Source organism: Pseudomonas sp. PS01301, from assembly GCF_029960215.1.
Lineage (GTDB): Bacteria > Pseudomonadota > Gammaproteobacteria > Pseudomonadales > Pseudomonadaceae > Aquipseudomonas > Aquipseudomonas coleopterorum.
The window spans coordinates 15,063-31,427 of record NZ_JASCPM010000008.1 but is presented as its reverse complement, the minus strand read 5'-3'; the positions used below and the strand labels follow the sequence as shown (position 1 = coordinate 31,427).

Here is a 16,365-nt window from a genome sequence, read left to right as displayed (position 1 = left end):
TGATGAACAGTTTGTTGCGTCCGGCCTTGAGCCTGATTCTGTTGATGACCTTGCTCACCGGCGGTGCCTATCCGCTGCTGGTGTGGACGGTAGGGCAGTGGGCCTTTTCCGCCCAGGCCAACGGCAGCCTGGTGCGCGACGCGCAGGGCGAGGTGCGCGGTTCCACCTTGCTCGCCCAGGCCTTCACCGATGAGCGCTGGTTCCATTCACGGCCTTCGGCAGCCGACTACGCGACCCTGGCGAGCGGTGCGAGCAACCTGGCGCCGAGCAATCCAGCGCTGGGCACTCGCGTGCTGGCGCAGGCCGATGAGCAGTTCGATGCGCAGCAAGGTCCGGTGCCGCTGGCGCTGTTGACCACCTCGGCCAGTGGCCTGGACCCTGATCTGCCACCGGCAGCGGTGAGCTATCAGGTCCCCCGGGTGGCGCGCGAACGCGGGCTGCCCGAGTCGACTCTGCGCGCGCTGGTGCAGGCGCAGACTCGATCGCCGGCCATCGGCCCGCAGGTGGTCAACGTGCTGGCTTTGAACCAGGCGCTGGATCGGCTAACGTCACAGTCCCGATGACCACGAGGCGATGCCATGAGCCCAGACCATGAGTGATTCCGGCCGCGCCGATGCCCTGCTGGCCGCCTTGCCCCGCAGCGGGCGTGGCCGCTTGAAAGTGTTTCTCGGCGCCGCGCCCGGTGTCGGCAAGACCTACGCCATGCTCCAGGCCGCCCACGCTCGCCAGCGTCAGGGCATCGAGGTGCTGGCTGCCGTGGTGCAGACCCACGGCCGCGCGGAAACCGAAGCGCTGCTGGTCGGTCTGCCCCAGCAGGCGTTGCGGCGCTGCGAATACCGCGACGTGACCCTCGAGGAAATGGACCTGGATGCCGTGCTCGCTGCCCGCCCGGCCCTGGTCCTGGTCGACGAGCTGGCGCACAGCAATGCGCCTGGCAGCCGTCACGCCAAGCGTTGGCAGGACGTGCAGGAACTGCTCGCCGCCGGCATCGATGTGTACACCACGGTCAACGTCCAACACCTGGAAAGCCTGAACGATCAGGTCCAGACGATCACCGGCGTGCAGGTGCGCGAAACCCTGCCCGATTGGGTGGTGCAGGAGGCCGACGATCTGCTGCTGATCGACCTGCCGCCGCGCGAGCTGCTCGAACGCCTGCGCGAGGGCAAGGTGTACGTGCCGGAGCAGGCGCGGGCCGCCATCGACGCCTTCTTCACCCAGACCAACCTCAGCGCCCTGCGCGAACTGGCCATGCAGACGGCCGCCGCCCAGGTCGACGACGATCTGCGCGAAGGCTACCGCAGCCTCGGCCAGCAGGCGCCCAGCGTGCGCGGACGACTGCTGGTAGGCATCGCCGCCGACGAGCAGGCCGAGCGCCTGGTGCGCCACGCCAGCCGCGTCGCCCGCCGTCGTCATCTGCCCTGGTCCGTGGTCCATGTGGACGACGGCTCGCTGCTGGATGAAACAGGGCGTCAGCGCCTGAAACTGGCCCAGCAGATGGCCGAACGGCTGGGCGGCGAGGTGGTGGAGCTGCGCGATGCGGAAGTGGCCAGGACCTTGCTGCAACACGCCGCCGACCGCCGAGCCAACCTGGTACTGGTCGGCCAGTCGCGCCGGCGCCGCTTCGGCGCGGGCCTGGCCGAACGCTTGCTGCGCCATCCCAGCGGTCTGGAAATCAACGTGCTGGCGCGGGCTCAGGTGCCGTCACCGCCAACGCCGCGCACACGGCCCGTCGGACGTTGGCGCGAGTATGCCCTGGCGATACTGGCAACGCTTTTGGCCAGCGGGCTGGCCTGGGCCGTGGCACAGGTGCTGGACTTGCCCAATATCTCCCTGGTGTTCCTCGCCGCCGTGCTGCTGGTGGCGGTCCGCAGCAGCCCGGGGCCGGCGCTCAGCTGTGCCGCGCTGTCGTTCCTGGCGTACGACTTTCTGTTCATCCCACCTAATTTCTCCCTGAGCATCCAGCGTCAGGAGGACGTCCTGACCCTGCTGTTCTTCCTGCTGATGGCAGCGCTCACGGGCAACCTGGCCGCGCGCCAGCGCCAGCAGCTCAGCGCCTTGCGCGAAACTCAGGCGCACACCGCGCAACTGCTGGAGCTGTCCCGACTGCTGGCAGCAGCGACCGACCGCCAGGCGGTGTTCAGTGCAGCCGCGCAGCACTTGCAGGGTTGGCCGGGGCTGGACATCTGTCTGCTCGAGCGCAGCGAGCAGGGCTGGAAGGTGGTTCAGGGCGGGGCGGTGTCGTTCTCGACCACCGAACTGGCTGCAGCGCAGTGGGCCGGCAACCACGCGCAACCGGCCGGGCTGGGCACCACCACATTGCCGGCGGGGCGTTGGTGGTGGTTGCCGGTAACGTGGGAGGGCCAGGTGCTGGCGTTGCTCGCGGTGGCCGAACAGCAGGCCGGTCGGCTCGACGACCCCGGCCGACGCCTGCTCGGCGCGCTGGTGCAGCCGGTGGCGCAGGCCCTGGCCCGTGCTGACCTGGCCCATGACCTGGAAGCGGCGCGCCTGCACGGTGAAACCGAACAGTTGCGCAGTGCCTTGCTGGCCTCGGTGTCCCATGACCTGCGCACGCCGCTGACCGCCATGCGTGGCAGCATCGACAGCCTGCTGGCACTGGGCACGGCCCTGGCGCCGGACGATCGCCAGGCGTTGCTCGAGGTCACCCGTGACGAAGCCGAGCGCCTGGACCGCTACATCCAGAACCTGCTCGACATGACGCGCCTGGGCCACGGCGCTCTCAAGCTGGCGCGGGACTGGGTGGCGGCCGGGGATATCGTCGCCAGCGCCGTGAGTCGATTGCGCGCGCCGCTGGCACCGTTGCAGGTCCAGGTGCAGGTACCCGCGCAACTGCCCTTGCTTTATGTGCATGCGGCGTTGATCGAGCAGGCCCTGGTCAACGTGCTGGAAAATGCCGCGCGGTTTTCGCCCGTGGGCGGACGCTTGCAGGTGTCGGCCCGTGTGCGTGACGACAGCCTGCTGCTCGCGGTCAGCGACGAGGGGCCCGGTATTCCCGAAGCCGAGCGGGCGAAGATTTTCGACATGTTCTACACCGCCGCGCGCGGTGATCGAGGCGGGCAGGGCACGGGGCTGGGCCTGGCGATCTGCCAGGGTATGGTCGGCGCCCATGGCGGTCGCGTGGAAGTCGGCAGCGGGATCGATGGCCATGGCACCTGCATCGCCTTATGCTTGCCGCTGCGCGCTCAACCGGGCGCCGATCCGGATACCTGAGCATGAGCCTTACCCATTCTCCTCTGGCCAGCACCTTGCTGGTCATCGACGACGAACCGCAGATCCGCAAATTCCTGCGCATCAGCCTGGTCTCCCAAGGCTACAAGGTGATCGAAGCGGGCACCGGCGCCGAGGGCCTGAGCCAGGCTGCGCTGCTGCGTCCGGACCTGATCGTGCTGGACCTCGGCCTGCCGGACATGGACGGCCAGCAGGTGCTGGAGCAGTTGCGCCAGTGGAGCACGGTACCGGTGCTGGTGCTCTCGGTGCGCGCCAGCGAGGCACAGAAAGTCCAGGCCCTGGACAACGGCGCCAATGACTACGTGACCAAGCCCTTCGGCATCCAGGAGTTCCTCGCCAGAGTGCGTGCGCTGTTGCGCCAGGCCAGCGGTAGCCCGGTCCACGAAGCGGCGTTGCAACTGGGTCCGCTGCAGGTCGACCTGGCATCGCGCCGGGTCACCCTCGATGGCGTCGAGGTGGCCCTGACCCGCAAGGAGTACGCCGTGCTTGCACAGCTGGCGCGCTATCCGGGGCGAGTCATCACCCAGCAGCAATTGCTCAAGGATATCTGGGGCCCGACCCACCTCGACGACAGTCACTACCTGCGCATCGTCGTCGGCCACCTGCGCCACAAACTCGGCGACGACCCCGCCGCCCCGCGCTTCCTCATCACCGAACCCGGCGTCGGCTACCGCCTCGCAAGCCCCGACTGACGCGCCGCCCCCAGCCCACACCTATCCCCTGTGGAAGCTATCTCCTGTGGAAGCTATCCCTGTGGGAGCGGGTTCTACTCGCGAAGACGCCAGCCCCCACACCATCAATCCCGGATTTACATTCGAATCCAGCGGTGTCAGTGCCGACGCCTTCGCGGGTAGAACCCGCTCCCACAGGAACCCGCTCCCACAGGAACCCGCTCCCACAGGAACCCGCTCCCACAGGAACCCGCTCCCACACAACGGCACTTTTTAGATGGCACATCGTCTGACCCAGCATTACCCTGACGTTTTTCCCGAGGTGTCATCGATGAAAGCCTGGATCTGTGTGCCGCTGGTGGCACTGGCCTTGAGCGGTTGTGCCGGCAAGACCGCCTACCGCGACAGCTGCGCCACGCAGCTCGATGGTGCCTGGCACGAGCTTGACCTGGCCAAGGCCGAAGGCCTGGCCGGTACCGTAAGCTATTCCAAGGCGCTGTCGCTGCTCACCGGGGCCAAGACCCAGCAGCAGTTCGAAGCCTTCGAGGGGTGCACCAACAAGGCCGAAAAAGCGCGGTTCTACATCCGCGAGTCGCGTGCCGGACGCTGAAGCACTTCGGTCGCCCAGGCGCGCCTGACAGCGGGCCAGCAGACGTAGTATCGACAAGGAGTGTCTGCCATGCGCAGCCGATTGGATGAATGCCTGCAAGCCGTCAATGAAGTCCTGCTGGGCAAGGAAACCCAGGTTCGCCTGGCGTTGACCTGCCTGATCGCCGATGGCCACCTGCTCATCGAGGATCTGCCCGGCATGGGCAAGACCACCCTGAGTCATACCCTGGCCAAGGTGCTGGGCCTGAGTTTCCAACGTATCCAGTTCACCTCCGACCTGCTGCCCAGCGATATCCTCGGCACGTCGGTGTTCGACAAGGACAGCGGTCGTTTCGTCTTCCACCCCGGACCGATCTTCGCCGAACTGGTGCTGGCGGACGAAATCAACCGCGCCACGCCCAAGAGCCAGAGTGCCCTGCTCGAAGCCATGGAGGAGGGCCAGGTCACCATCGAGGGCGCCACCCGTCCATTGCCCCAGCCGTTTTTCGTGATCGCCACGCAGAACCCCACCACCCAGGGCGGCACCTTCGCGCTGCCCGAGTCGCAACTGGACCGTTTTCTCATGCGCCTGTCGCTCGGCTACCCGGCCAAGGCCGCCGAAAAGGCCTTGCTGATGGGCGAGTCGCGACGCGATCTGCTGCCACGCATGAGCGCCGTACTCGACCACGCGCAGCTGTCCGCATTGCAAGCTCAGGCCCGTGCAGTGCGGGCCAGCGACGCGTTGGTGGACTACGTACTGCGCCTGGTGGAAGCCACCCGCACCCAGCCGCAGTTCGCCTATGGATTGTCGCCACGGGGCAGCCTGGCGTTGCTTGCCGCTGCCAAGGCGTGGGCCTTGCTGCTCGATCGCGACTACGTGATTCCCGAAGACGTGCAAGCGGTACTGCCCTCAGTCGTCAGCCACCGCCTGCGCGAACGGGCCGACCCTACCGGTCAGGGCGGCGGAGCGCTGGTGCAGTGGCTGCTGCGGGAGGTGCCTGCGCTGTGAGGCGGCTGCTCGGCGAGCGCTGGCGGCGCTGGCAGGCGCGCCGCTTGCCGGCAGCGCCGCGCATCGAGCTGGACCAGCGCAGAATCTTCATCGTCCCCAGCCGCAGCGGTACCGGTTTCATCGTCGTGCTGCTGTTGATCTTCCTCGCCGCCATCAACTACCAGAACAGCCTGGCCTATGCCCTTGTATTCCTGCTGGGCTCGGTGTTCGTCGTCGCCATTCTGCACACCTACCGCAATCTCAGCGGCTTGCTGGTCAGCGGCAACGGCGCCACCTCCGTGTTCGTCGGCGAGCAGGCGCGCTTCGGCCTGCGCCTGGAAAGCGGTGGCAAGGAGCACCAGGCCATCGGTGTGGGTTGGAACGCGCAGCAACTGCAACGCAGCGACGTCGCCCCCGATCACGTACAGGCCTTGGAACTGAGCCTGCCGACCGAGCGCCGCGGCTGGCTTCCAGCACCGCGCATGCGCGTGGAGACCAGCTTTCCCCTCGGCGTGCTGACCGCCTGGACCTGGGTCGACCTGGGCCAGCGAGTGCTGGTTTATCCGCAACCGTTGCAGGGTGAAGTGCCGACCTTGCACAGCGAGTCGGCGGATATCGAAGACCAGGCGCAACGCCTGCACGGCCAAGGCGTGGACGATTTTCAGGGCCTCAAGCAATACCAGCCGGGCGATTCCTGGCGGCGCATGCATTGGAAGGCCTATTCACGCGGCGAAGGGCTGCTGGTCAAGGACTTCGCCGACCTGCGCGGCCAGGAGCTGTGCCTGGACTTCGTGGCCCTGGGCGGCGATGTCGAACAGCGCCTCTCGCGCCTGTGCTATTGGGTATTGGCCCTGTCCCGCGAGCAGCGGCCTTTCGCCCTGCAGTTGCCCGGCAATCGGCTGGATACCGACAGCGGCGACGCACACCGCGAAGCCTGTCTGCGTGCCTTGGCACTTTTTGGAGAACAGCCATGAGCACGCCCGCCGCGATTCCGCGGGTCAGCCTGACCTGGTTGCTGCTGGCGCAGTCGCTGGTACTGGTGCCGCTGTGGTGGCACGTGCCGTTATGGCTGCTGGGGTTGTGGTTGGGCTGCACGCTGTGGCGCGTGCAGGTGTTTCGCATGCGTGCGCGCTATCCGGGACGGCTGATCAAGGTAGCGCTGATGCTTGCGGTGGCCGCCGGGGTGTATCTGTCCAGCGGCACCTGGGTGGGCCTGGAGGCCACCGCCGCGCTGCTGGTGGCCGCGTTCCTGCTCAAGCTTCTGGAGATGCAAACCGCCCGCGATGCCCGCGTGGTGATCTTTCTCGGCCTGTTCTGCCTGGCGGTGGCCTACCTGTTCGATGCCAGCCTGGGCTGGGCGCTGTATAGCGTTCTGCCGCTGCTGGCGCTGCTCGCCGCCTTGATCGGATTGCAGCAGACCTCACTCATCGCACGCCCGATGGCCACGCTGAAACTGGCCGGTAGCCTGATGTTGCAGGCGTTGCCACTGATGCTGCTGCTGTTCGTGTTCTTTCCGCGCCTGGAACCGCTCTGGTCGCTGCCGCTGCCCGCGCCGGGGCAAGGCGTGACCGGTTTGTCGGAAAGCATGAGCCCGGCCGACGTGGCCAGCCTCAGTCAATCCGGAGAAGTGGCCTTTCGTGCCAGCTTCGAGGGCGACATACCGCCCAAGCGCGACCTGTACTGGCGCGCGTTGAGCCTGGATGTGTACGACGGCCGCACCTGGAGCCAGTCGCCCTGGATCCAGACCCAACTGGCAGCACAGTGGCAACCGACCGGGCCTTCGTTGACCTATCAAATCATTCAGCAACCCAGCGGCAAGCCCTGGCTGTTCGCCCTGGACGTCGCGCGCACCGCCTTGCCCGGCGTGCGCCAGCTCAGCGACGGACGCCTGCAGCGTCGTCGCCCGGTCGACCAGCCGTTGATGTACGCGGTCACTTCCTGGCCGCAGGTGATCCGCGAACCCCAGCTGGCACCTCCCGCATTGCGCACGGCGCTGCAATTGCCGGCGCAGGGCGACCCGCGCACGCGCCAGTGGGCGCAAGACCTGCACGCCCGTTTCAGCACGGCACCGGCACTGGTCAACGAAATGCTCCGACAGTTTCGCGAGCTGCCCTTTCACTACACGCTCAACCCACCGGTGCTGGGCCGCGACAGCATCGACGAATTCCTCTTCGACAGCCGCCGGGGCTTCTGCGCCCACTACGCTGGCGCCATGGTCTACGCGCTGCGCGTGGCCGGGGTGCCCGCGCGCGTGGTGGCCGGCTATCAGGGCGGTGAGGTGAACCCGGCAGGCAACTACCTGACCGTGCGTCAATTCGAAGCCCATGCCTGGGTCGAGTACTGGCAGTCAGGCATCGGCTGGCAACGAGCCGATCCCACTGCCGCAGTGGCACCCGCGCGGGTCGAACAGGGCTTGCAGCAGGCGCTCTCGGCAGATGAGGAATTTCTCGCCGGCTCACCGTTTTCGCCCTTGCGCTACCCGCATCTGACGTGGCTTAACGACCTGCGCCTGCAGTGGGACAATCTCAACTACGGCTGGCAGCGCTGGGTGTTGGAGTATCAGGGCGAGCGCCAGATCGAATTTCTCGCGCGCTGGTTCCAGGGCCTGCAGCGCTGGGCGCTGCCGGTCGGCGGGTTGTTGTTCATGGTGCTGGCCAGTGTCTGGCTGCTCAAACCGTGGCAGCGTCGGACCGATCCCCAGCTCAAGGAGTTCGTCGCCTTCGAGCGTCTGTTGCGTCGGCGCGGCCTCGTGCGGCATACCGGTGAAGGGGCCATGGCATTCGCCGAGCGCGCAGCGGCTCGTCTGCCCAAACAGAGCGAAGCCATCCTGGCCTTCGCCTACGCCTTCATGGCCCAGCGCTACGCTGGTCGACCGGTTTCCCGCGAGCAATTGCGCGCTGCGTTGGCGACCTTGCGCCGACAACTGGCGACCGCGCCTGGCCCAGGGATCCGCTAGCGGCGTATCGCCACGAAAGCTGCGCAAACTGTAAATTGGCCGATATGAAACCTGCGATCGGGCGCCGAGCTGGCTACCATCTAGCCCATCGACCCTCACCCTCAAGGCCGGCCCATGAACCTTCGCGACCTGCTAGCAAGCGCACGACGTCCACCCCACAGTGTCACCGTACCTCGCGAATGGAGCCAGGGCCGCGCCTGTTACGGCGGGCTCATGGCCGCTTTGCTGCACGAGGCGATGGCGGCGCACGTTCCCGACCGACCGGTCCGTTCGATGGCGATCACGTTCGTGGGCCCCGCCGCATTGGACGTGCCCATCGATCTGCAGGTGGAAATACTGCGCGAGGGCAGTGCCGTGACCTCGGTGCTGGCCCGTGCAGTTCAGCACGGTCGCACCATGACCGTGGTCCAGGCCAGTTTCGGCCTGGCGCGGCAATCGGCAATCGACATCAGCGCAATGCCGGTGGCGCCCATGAAACCCTTGGCCGAATCGACGCCGCTGCCGTACCTGCCGGGCGTTACCCCGGAGTACATCCGACACTTGGACATGCGATGGGGCATCGGTGCGCTGCCGTTCAGCAATACACCGGTCGCCGGGATCGGTGGGTGGATGCAGCTACGCGAACACGAAGTCGACGAGCCCATCACCGAAGCACTGCTGCTGGTGCTGGGAGACGCCTGGCCACCCGCACTGCTGCCTTATCTGAGCAAACCAGCGCCTGGCAGCAGCCTGACCTGGACTATCGAATTCATCCAGCCCATGCCCGCCATGGGAAGCCTGGACTGGTGCCGCTACCAGGCTGTGATCGAACATGCCCGGGACGGCTATGGCCACACGTCCGCAGCCATGTGGAACCCGCAAGGCGAGCTGTTGGCGATCAGCCGGCAGACGGTGACGGTGTTTGGCTGAGCGCATGCTGCGGGCGACCCAGCGCGAAGGCGGCAACCAGGCCGATCACGCCGATGGCAGCTTCGGCGATGCTGGAGCAGGCAGCCGCATCGACCAGCATCAGGGCAGACAGGGCCAGCAACGGCAGGGCGATGGCTCGCGAGACGCGGATGCCGTTGTTCGGGTCGTTGACGATGTTCAGCGCGTTCATATCGTTCATGGCTCAATGCTCCATAGGCATGGTGCAACAGGACCTGGGTTCGGCAAGGCGGGTGGCATGAGCTGTAGAGTCCAGCCAACCGCCGATTGTTCAAGCCAGATCCAGATCCGGATCGGTTGAGAACGATAATAGTCACCGCTCGCATCGCCCGCGAATCAAGCTTTGCTATCAGCGTCATAGAGAGCGGGCGCGCCTGAGCTGATCTGGGGCAGGCGAAAAAATGCCCGGGCGCAAGCGGTCGTACTCGACGCCAGATCGGCCAGGCTTTCATTCCGATGCTGGGCCACCTCGCGCAAAACCTCGGTGAGAAAGGCCGGTTCGTTGCGGCCACTCTTGGGCTTGGGCCGCAAGGTGCGCGGCAACAGATACGGTGCGTCGCTCTCCAGCATCAGCCGCGAGGCGGGAATGCTGCCCACCAGCGGGTGCAGGTGAGTGCCGCGACGCTCATCGCAGATCCAGCCGGTGATACCGATGTGCAGGTCCAGATCCAGGTAATCGAACAAGGCCTTGCGCTCGCCGGTGAAGCAGTGCACCACGGCTGCCGGCAGGTGATCGCGGTAGTCCTTGAGGATGTCCAGCAGGCGCTGAGGCGCATCGCGTTCGTGGAGAAACACCGGCAGCTGCAGCTCGACAGCCAGCGCCAGGTGCTCCTGCAACACTTTCTCCTGCTGTGGTCGCGGCGAGAAGTCGCGGTTGAAATCCAGACCGCATTCGCCCACTGCCTTGACTTGTGGCTGGCTCAGCAGATCACGCAAACGCGTGGCACTGTCGCCGTTCCACTCACTGGCGCTGTGCGGGTGGATGCCGGCGGTGGCGAACAAGCGCTCACCGGCTTCGTCCCACTGCTGACACAGCTGCAAGGCCTGTTCGCTGCCCTCGACACTCGTGCCGGTGAGCACCAACTGACAGACGCCAGCGGCGTAGGCCCTCTGCAGAATGGCCTCGTGCTTTTGCGCGAAGCTCTCATGGGTAAGGTTGACGCCAATATCGATGAGTTGCATGGTGCTACCTCAAAGCAGGAGGCGAAAAGCATACCAGAGCTTGGTGATAGGCAAGAAAACCAAGAACTTCAAAAGGTTATGGCGGTCTTTGAGGGCTGCTCGAGACATTTGCCGGGGAACCATGGGCGCAAGATCACTGATTGTCATGCTGTGTCTGGTCCTCGGACTGCCCTCGGCAGCCGCCGCTCGTCCGGCAGGTCCCCCGTTGGCGGCACACCCGGCAAAGGTCCGCGACTTGGCCCAGATTCAGTCGAGCCGCGTGTTGCACGTGCTGGTCAATCAGAGCCGCAACAGCTCCGGCCAGGTCCGTGGCCAAGCCATCGGCGTCGAATACCATCGCCTGCAGGCGTTCCAGAACTTCCTCAACGCCCACGCCGGCAAAGGTCAGGCGTTGCAACTCAAGATCATTCCGCGAGCCAAGGAACAACTGCTCGGCGCCCTGCAGCGTGGCGAAGGCGATCTGGTCGCGCCGGGCGAACTGATGGAGTTGCATCCCGCCAGCAAGGTCGCGGCCAGCGATGCCGTGATCGCCAACGTGCCATTCGTGCTGGTCAGCGGCAAAGGCGGGCGGCGCCTGGTGCGGGTCGAGCAACTGGCAGGCAAAACTCTCGCCTTGCCCAATGGCAGCGCTGCGGGCGCCGCCATCGAACGCCTGAATCAGAAGCTGGCCCTGCGCAAACTGGCGCCCATCGACATCGAATGGGTCGACCCCAGCCTGGCCGTGGAAGACGTGCTGGAGATGGTCCAAGCCGGGATCTACCCGCTGACCGTGGTCGAATTGCCCATCGCCGAGCGCTGGGCCAAAGTCATGCCACGGCTGCGGGTGGACCGCCGTGTGGTGCTCAGCGCGCCCGGCTCGGTGAGCTGGTACGTGCGCCGCGACGCACCGCAGCTCGGCGCCAGCGTTGATCGCTTTCTGGCGTCCTATAAGACGCCAAGCGACCAGGACGCCGCGTTCGTCAAGGTTTACCGTGGCCTGTACAAGGTTCACTACCCACTGGCCCGCAGTGATCGCCAGCGGCTGGAAAACCTGCGTCCGGTCCTCCAGCGCCACGCCCGCGAGCAACACATGGACTGGCTCAACCTCGCCGCGCTGGCCTTCAAGGAGTCCAAGCTCGATCCGGCGGCGCGTGGGGGCGGCGGCGCCACTGGCCTGCTGCAGATCACCCCGGCGGCGGCTCGTCGGGTAGGCGTGGGCAACATCCAGAACGTCGACAACAACGTGCAGGCCGGGGCCAAGTACCTGGCGATGATCCGCCGCAAATTCTTCTCCAGCAACAAGCTCAACGAGCGTGAACGCATGGCCTTCACCCTGGCCGCCTACAACATGGGCCCTGAACGGGTGCAGGCCATGCGCAAGGAAGCCCGCCGCCGTGGCCTCAACCCCGACCAATGGTTCTTCCAGACCGAACGCATCGCCATGGAACAGATGGGCATGGCCTCGGTGAGCTACGTCAACAGCGTGAACAAGTACTACCTGGCGTTCGCCCGCGAACGCGATTCGCTGGAGCCAGGCGCGCGCAAGCTGGCGTCGGCGCGTTGAATCATGAGCCTTGCTGGCAGGGCAGGGTGTTTGTTGTAGGCTACGCTTTTATGTCTGGCCGGAGTCCGCATTGGCAACGAACATCATTACGCGTGAGGGGCACGAGGCGCTGAGGTCAGAGCTCGATCATCTGTGGCGCGTCTATCGGCCAGAGATCACGCAGAAGGTCGCTTGGGCGGCATCTTTGGGGGATCGCAGTGAGAACGCGGACTACCAGTACAACAAGAAGCTGCTGCGCGAGATCGACCGTCGCGTGCGTTATCTGCGCAAGCGCTTGGAAGACGTCAAGGTCGTCGATTATTCGCCCGAACAAGAAGGCAGGGTGTTCTTCGGTGCTTGGGTAGAGATCGAAAACGACGCAGGCGAGACCAAGACCTTTCGTATCGTCGGCTATGACGAAATCTATGGTCGCAACGACTATATTTCCATCGATTCACCCATGGCCCGCGCGCTGCTGAAGAAGCAGGAAGGCGACGAAATCGTCGTACAGATCCCCGATGGCGAGGCGCTGTGGTATATCAATCAGATCCGCTACAAGCCGGCCTGACGTGTGCACCAGGCGGTTGACACCCTGCCGACCGATTCAATAGGATTACCCCTTATGCGCCGATTTAGACAGCTACTTGCGGGGCGCCTGGAGGTTCTTGCGAGCCTTCGAAATACCGCTAAAGCGCTGGTTCGGTGATGCCTCCCACCGCTGTCCAGCTCTCCCACATGAAGCGGTCGAGGCTGAGAACACCATCATGAACTGTCCCCGTCCCATCGTTTGCCTGGCGCCGATCCCGGCGAGTCCTTCCCTGCGCAACCCGCGCATCCTGCTGGTGGGCCAGCACCAACCGAACCTGCTGCGCAGCCTCGATGGCTGGCCTCGCCGTCGTGGCAAGCCCGGTGCTTTCGTGGCTCGCTTCATCGACCAGCACAGCGCCTTGAAAGGTTTGCCCGACAACAGCTTCGAACTGGCCGTGATCCAGGCACCGTCGGCGCAGGATGCCCATGAGGTGATTGCCCATGCCGTGCGCATTGCCCGGCAGGGGCTGATCACCCTTCGCTGATCGGCGGGTAGCACATCAGCCTTCTCTGAGTACCTGCAACGGGCTTGCATTGAGGGCTCGACGGGTGCCGAAGACGCCCGCCCCACCGACAAGCAGTGCGCCGATCAGCGGCAAGCAAAGCAACCACGGGTGCGGGGTCCAGGCCAGGTCGAAGGCATAGCGATACAGCACAAAGCTGATCAGTTCGCTACCCAACGCCGCCAGCACACCGCTGGCGGCACCCAGCAGACCGAACTCGATGCGCCGTGCCTTGACCAGCAAGCGCCGCTCGGCACCCAGCGCCCGCAGCAGTGCGCCTTGCCGAATGCGCTCGTCCAGCGTCGCCTGCAACCCGGAGAACAACACGGCCATGCCCGCGGCAAGCACGAACAGCAGCACGTACTCCACCGCCAGGGTGACCTGAGCCAGGATGCTGCGCAGCTGTTCCAGCAGTGCCTCCACCCCCAGGATGGTCGCCGCAGGGAAGGCGCGAGACAGCTCGACCACCTGTGAATCATGCCCAGGAGCGATGTAAAAGCTGGTCAGGTAGGTGGTCGGCAGGTCATCGAAGGTGCCGGGCTGGAAGATCATGAAGAAGTTGGGCTGGAAGTTGTTCCAGTCCACGGTGCGCAGGCTGGTGACCACAGCATCGCGATTGGAGCCGCCAATGTTGAAGGTCAAGCGGTCGCCCAGCTTGAGCTTGAGGCTTTGCGCAACGCCTTCCTCGACGGACACGCCGGGCAGGTCCTGGTTCTGCGCAGCGCTCCACCACTGCCCGGCGGTGATCCGATTGCCGTTGGGCAGATGCTCGGCCCAGGTCAGGCTCAAATCTCGTTGCACCGCGCGTTCACCGCGCGAATCCTTCTCGACCAGTTCCTGCACCGGCGCATCGTTGATATCCACCAGACGTCCCGGCATCACCGGGTACAGGGGCGCCGCACGAGCGCCGGCGTCCTGCAGGTGACGGGCGAAGGCATCGCGCTCGTCCGGCAGGATGTTCAGGGCGAAATAGTTCGGCGCATCCTTGGGCAACTGGTTCTGCCAGTTGTCCAGCAACTCGCCACGCAGCAGCGCGATCAGCGTCATGGCCAGCAGAATCAGGCCGAAGGCCAGGGCCTGGCCAGCCGCAGCCAGCGGATGCCGAAGCAGTTGCCCAAGCCCCAGACGCCAGGGCAGGGTGGAACGGGCCAGCAGACGGCGCAGGCTTTTCAGGCCCAGCAGCAACAGGCCACCCAAGATCAGCGCGGCCAGCAGGCCACCGGCGAGCAAGGCGAAGGTCAGGACCAGATCGAGGCTCAACCGCCACATGATCAGGCCCAGCGCCAGCAGCGCAGTGCCGTACACCAGCCAGGTGCTGGTCGGCACCGGCAGCAGGTCGCGCCGCAGCACGCGCAGCGGCGGTACCGCACCCAGGGCCGCCAGCGGTGGCAGGGCGAACCCGGCCAAGGCGACCAGCCCGGTACCGATGCCGGCCAACGCGGGCAATACGCCCCCGGCCGGAACCACGGCAGGCAACAAGCCATGGAGCATCTGGAACAGGACCATTTGCGCCAACCAGCCGATCAGTGCACCGCTCAGGCACGCCAGCACACCGAGCAGGGCCAGTTGCACGCAGAACATCAGCATCACTTCGCGGCGTGACAGGCCCAGGCAGCGCAGCAGGGCGCTGGCATCGAAACGTCGCGCGGCGAAGCGGCTGGCCGACATGGCCACCGCCACGCCGGCGAGCAGTACCGCCACCAGGCTGGCCATGTTCAGATAGCGTTCGGCCTTGCCCAGCGCGCCGCCGATCTGCTGGTTGCTGTCCTTGGAATCTCGCAGCCGCTGGTTGGGATCGAGCGCCGACTCCAGTCGCTGCTGATAGCTGGCCAGTTGCTCGGGCGTGCCACGCCAGAGCTCGCGGTAGGTCACTCGGCTGCCTGGCTGCACCACGTTGGTGGCGGCCAGGTCCTGCAGGTTGATCATCACCCGTGGCGTCAGGCTATAGAAGTTGCCGGCTCGGTCCGGCTCATAGGTCAGCACCCGTGCCAGGCGCAGGGTCTTGCTGCCCACATCCAGGGTGTCGCCAACCTTGAGGTTCAGCGCTGCCAGCAAGCGTGACTCCGCCCAGGCCTCGCCGGGCGCCGGGCCTGCGCCAGCGGTTTCTTCACCATAGGGCTGCGCAGCGCTCTCGAGCTCGCCACGCAACGGGTACGCCTCATCGACCGCCTTCACGCTGGACAGCTGGATGCCGTTGTCGGCGGCGATCACGCTGGCGAACTCGACCACGCGCGCATGCTCGAGCCCCGCCTGGGTGCCGGCATCGATCTGTTCCTGGCGGGCCGGGCTGCTGCCTTGCAGGATAAGGTCGGCGCCAAGGAACTCGGTCGCGCGCAGTTGCATCGCGCCATTGAGGCGCGCCCCGAAATAGCCGATCGCAGTGCTGGCAGCGACCGCCACCAGCAGGGCAAAGAACAGTACGCGCAGCTCGCCGGAGCGGGCGTCACGCAACAACTGCCGGGCGGCCAGGGCCACCAGGCGGAACATCGGCAAGCCGACCATCAGGGCTCCAGAGGCGCGACGAGGCGCCCGGCATCGAGGCGGATCAAACGCTGGCAGCGATGCGCCAGACGCTCGTCGTGGGTTACCAGTACCAGGGTCGTGCCGCGCTCCTTGTTCAATTCGAAGAGCAGGTCACTGATGCGCTCGCCGGTATGGCTGTCGAGGTTGCCGGTGGGTTCGTCGGCGAACAGCACGTCGGGTTCGGCAGCGAAGGCGCGGGCGATGGCCACGCGCTGTTGTTCGCCGCCCGAGAGCTGGCGCGGCGAGTGTGTCAGGCGTTGGCCCAGGCCAACCCGTTCGAGGAGGTTGCGCGCATGCTCCCGGGCATCCTTGCGGCCGTCGAGCTCCAGCGGCAGCATCACGTTTTCCAACGCATTGAGGCTGTCCAGCAGTTGGAACGACTGAAACACGAACCCCACGTGTTCGGCGCGCACCCGAGCCCGCTGGTCCTCGTCGAGGGTGCCGAGGTCCTGGCCAGCCAGGGTCACGCTGCCCGCACTGGGCAGGTCGAGGCCGGCCAGCAGGCCAAGCAGGGTGGACTTGCCCGAACCCGAGGCACCGACGATCGCCAGGCTGTCGCCTTTCGCCAATTGCAGGGAGAGTTCGTGCAGTATGGTCAGTTCACCTTCCGCGCTGGTGACCACTTTGCTAAGGTTCCGCGCTGTAAGAATGCTTGCGCCCATGGAGAGTCC

Annotated in this window: 15 protein-coding genes; 11 read left to right on the top strand and 4 right to left on the bottom strand. The window is 65.8% G+C overall.

What is annotated here, in order from left to right:
* Positions 1-2 precede the first annotated feature (2 nt).
* The 8 genes from kdpC to QMX89_RS06055 all read left to right on the top strand — a co-directional run bounded on the left by kdpC (position 3) and on the right by QMX89_RS06055 (position 9,358).
* On the top strand, positions 3-563 hold the full coding sequence (gene kdpC / locus QMX89_RS06090) for a potassium-transporting ATPase subunit KdpC (RefSeq protein ID WP_282347468.1): 561 nt from the start codon (positions 3-5) through the stop codon (positions 561-563).
* Between the two features lie 28 nt (positions 564-591).
* Complete coding sequence (locus QMX89_RS06085) at positions 592-3,228, top strand: sensor histidine kinase KdpD (RefSeq protein ID WP_282347467.1); 2,637 nt, start codon at positions 592-594, stop codon at positions 3,226-3,228.
* Between the two features lie 2 nt (positions 3,229-3,230).
* Positions 3,231-3,938, top strand: a complete 708-nt coding sequence (locus QMX89_RS06080; protein WP_282347466.1) for a response regulator — start codon at positions 3,231-3,233, stop codon at positions 3,936-3,938.
* Between the two features lie 310 nt (positions 3,939-4,248).
* Positions 4,249-4,527, top strand: a complete 279-nt coding sequence (locus tag QMX89_RS06075) for a hypothetical protein (protein WP_043193238.1) — start codon at positions 4,249-4,251, stop codon at positions 4,525-4,527.
* Between the two features lie 69 nt (positions 4,528-4,596).
* Positions 4,597-5,514 (top strand): AAA family ATPase, encoded by a 918-nt coding sequence (locus tag QMX89_RS06070; RefSeq protein WP_049858911.1) that lies wholly within the window; start codon positions 4,597-4,599, stop codon positions 5,512-5,514.
* The gene (locus QMX89_RS06065) at positions 5,511-6,467 is read left to right on the top strand and encodes a DUF58 domain-containing protein (protein WP_134723237.1); all 957 of its coding nucleotides are present in this window, start codon (positions 5,511-5,513) and stop codon (positions 6,465-6,467) included. Before QMX89_RS06070 ends, QMX89_RS06065 begins: the two co-directional genes overlap by 4 nt.
* Positions 6,464-8,449, top strand: coding sequence for a transglutaminaseTgpA domain-containing protein (locus tag QMX89_RS06060; RefSeq protein ID WP_282347463.1), 1,986 nt, complete (start codon positions 6,464-6,466; stop codon positions 8,447-8,449). The genes QMX89_RS06065 and QMX89_RS06060 overlap by 4 nt, the downstream gene beginning before the upstream one ends.
* A gap of 114 nt (positions 8,450-8,563) precedes the next feature.
* Complete coding sequence (locus QMX89_RS06055) at positions 8,564-9,358, top strand: thioesterase family protein (RefSeq protein ID WP_282347462.1); 795 nt, start codon at positions 8,564-8,566, stop codon at positions 9,356-9,358.
* Here QMX89_RS06055 and QMX89_RS06050 read toward each other — a convergent pair.
* Positions 9,327-9,557, bottom strand: coding sequence for a hypothetical protein (locus QMX89_RS06050; RefSeq protein ID WP_049858907.1), 231 nt, complete (start codon positions 9,555-9,557; stop codon positions 9,327-9,329). The two genes, QMX89_RS06055 and QMX89_RS06050, sit on opposite strands and share 32 nt — an antisense overlap.
* 155 nt (positions 9,558-9,712) lie before the next feature.
* The gene (locus tag QMX89_RS06045; protein ID WP_282347461.1) at positions 9,713-10,558 is read right to left on the bottom strand and encodes a TatD family hydrolase; all 846 of its coding nucleotides are present in this window, start codon (positions 10,556-10,558) and stop codon (positions 9,713-9,715) included.
* A gap of 121 nt (positions 10,559-10,679) precedes the next feature.
* On the opposite strand from QMX89_RS06045, the gene QMX89_RS06040 reads away from it, so the two are divergent.
* The 3 genes from QMX89_RS06040 to QMX89_RS06030 all read left to right on the top strand — a co-directional run bounded on the left by QMX89_RS06040 (position 10,680) and on the right by QMX89_RS06030 (position 13,153).
* Positions 10,680-12,101 (top strand): transglycosylase SLT domain-containing protein, encoded by a 1,422-nt coding sequence (locus QMX89_RS06040; protein ID WP_282347460.1) that lies wholly within the window; start codon positions 10,680-10,682, stop codon positions 12,099-12,101.
* 70 nt (positions 12,102-12,171) lie between these two features.
* Positions 12,172-12,648: a transcription elongation factor GreB gene (greB, locus tag QMX89_RS06035; RefSeq protein WP_122743562.1), complete on the top strand. Its 477-nt coding sequence runs from the start codon at positions 12,172-12,174 to the stop codon at positions 12,646-12,648.
* Between the two features lie 196 nt (positions 12,649-12,844).
* Positions 12,845-13,153 carry a hypothetical protein gene (locus tag QMX89_RS06030; protein WP_049858902.1) on the top strand — a complete coding sequence of 103 codons (309 nt, stop codon included), beginning with the start codon at positions 12,845-12,847 and terminating at the stop codon, positions 13,151-13,153.
* Between the two features lie 15 nt (positions 13,154-13,168).
* On the opposite strand, the gene QMX89_RS06025 is transcribed toward QMX89_RS06030, so the two are convergent.
* Both QMX89_RS06025 and QMX89_RS06020 read right to left on the bottom strand, forming a co-directional pair.
* Positions 13,169-15,673, bottom strand: coding sequence for an ABC transporter permease (locus QMX89_RS06025; protein ID WP_282347459.1), 2,505 nt, complete (start codon positions 15,671-15,673; stop codon positions 13,169-13,171).
* A complete protein-coding gene (locus tag QMX89_RS06020; RefSeq protein WP_049858900.1) occupies positions 15,673-16,356 on the bottom strand; it encodes an ABC transporter ATP-binding protein in 684 nt (227 codons plus the stop codon). The genes QMX89_RS06025 and QMX89_RS06020 overlap by 1 nt, the downstream gene beginning before the upstream one ends.
* Positions 16,357-16,365 lie beyond the last annotated feature (9 nt).

Excerpts from the sequence above, each read along its gene's own strand:
- kdpC (WP_282347468.1), top strand. The coding sequence starts at position 3 with ATGAACAGTTTGTTGCGTCCGGCCTTGAGCCTGATTCTGTTGATGACC.
- QMX89_RS06060 (WP_282347463.1), top strand. The coding sequence starts at position 6,464 with ATGAGCACGCCCGCCGCGATTCCGCGGGTCAGCCTGACCTGGTTGCTG.
- QMX89_RS06055 (WP_282347462.1), top strand. The coding sequence starts at position 8,564 with ATGAACCTTCGCGACCTGCTAGCAAGCGCACGACGTCCACCCCACAGT.
- QMX89_RS06070 (WP_049858911.1), top strand. The coding sequence starts at position 4,597 with ATGCGCAGCCGATTGGATGAATGCCTGCAAGCCGTCAATGAAGTCCTG.
- QMX89_RS06030 (WP_049858902.1), top strand. The coding sequence starts at position 12,845 with ATGAACTGTCCCCGTCCCATCGTTTGCCTGGCGCCGATCCCGGCGAGT.
- QMX89_RS06045 (WP_282347461.1), bottom strand. The coding sequence starts at position 10,558 with ATGCAACTCATCGATATTGGCGTCAACCTTACCCATGAGAGCTTCGCG.
- QMX89_RS06075 (WP_043193238.1), top strand. The coding sequence starts at position 4,249 with ATGAAAGCCTGGATCTGTGTGCCGCTGGTGGCACTGGCCTTGAGCGGT.
- QMX89_RS06040 (WP_282347460.1), top strand. The coding sequence starts at position 10,680 with ATGGGCGCAAGATCACTGATTGTCATGCTGTGTCTGGTCCTCGGACTG.
- QMX89_RS06025 (WP_282347459.1), bottom strand. The coding sequence starts at position 15,673 with ATGGTCGGCTTGCCGATGTTCCGCCTGGTGGCCCTGGCCGCCCGGCAG.
- QMX89_RS06050 (WP_049858907.1), bottom strand. The coding sequence starts at position 9,557 with ATGAACGATATGAACGCGCTGAACATCGTCAACGACCCGAACAACGGC.
- QMX89_RS06085 (WP_282347467.1), top strand. The coding sequence starts at position 592 with ATGAGTGATTCCGGCCGCGCCGATGCCCTGCTGGCCGCCTTGCCCCGC.
- QMX89_RS06020 (WP_049858900.1), bottom strand. The coding sequence starts at position 16,356 with ATGGGCGCAAGCATTCTTACAGCGCGGAACCTTAGCAAAGTGGTCACC.
- QMX89_RS06080 (WP_282347466.1), top strand. The coding sequence starts at position 3,231 with ATGAGCCTTACCCATTCTCCTCTGGCCAGCACCTTGCTGGTCATCGAC.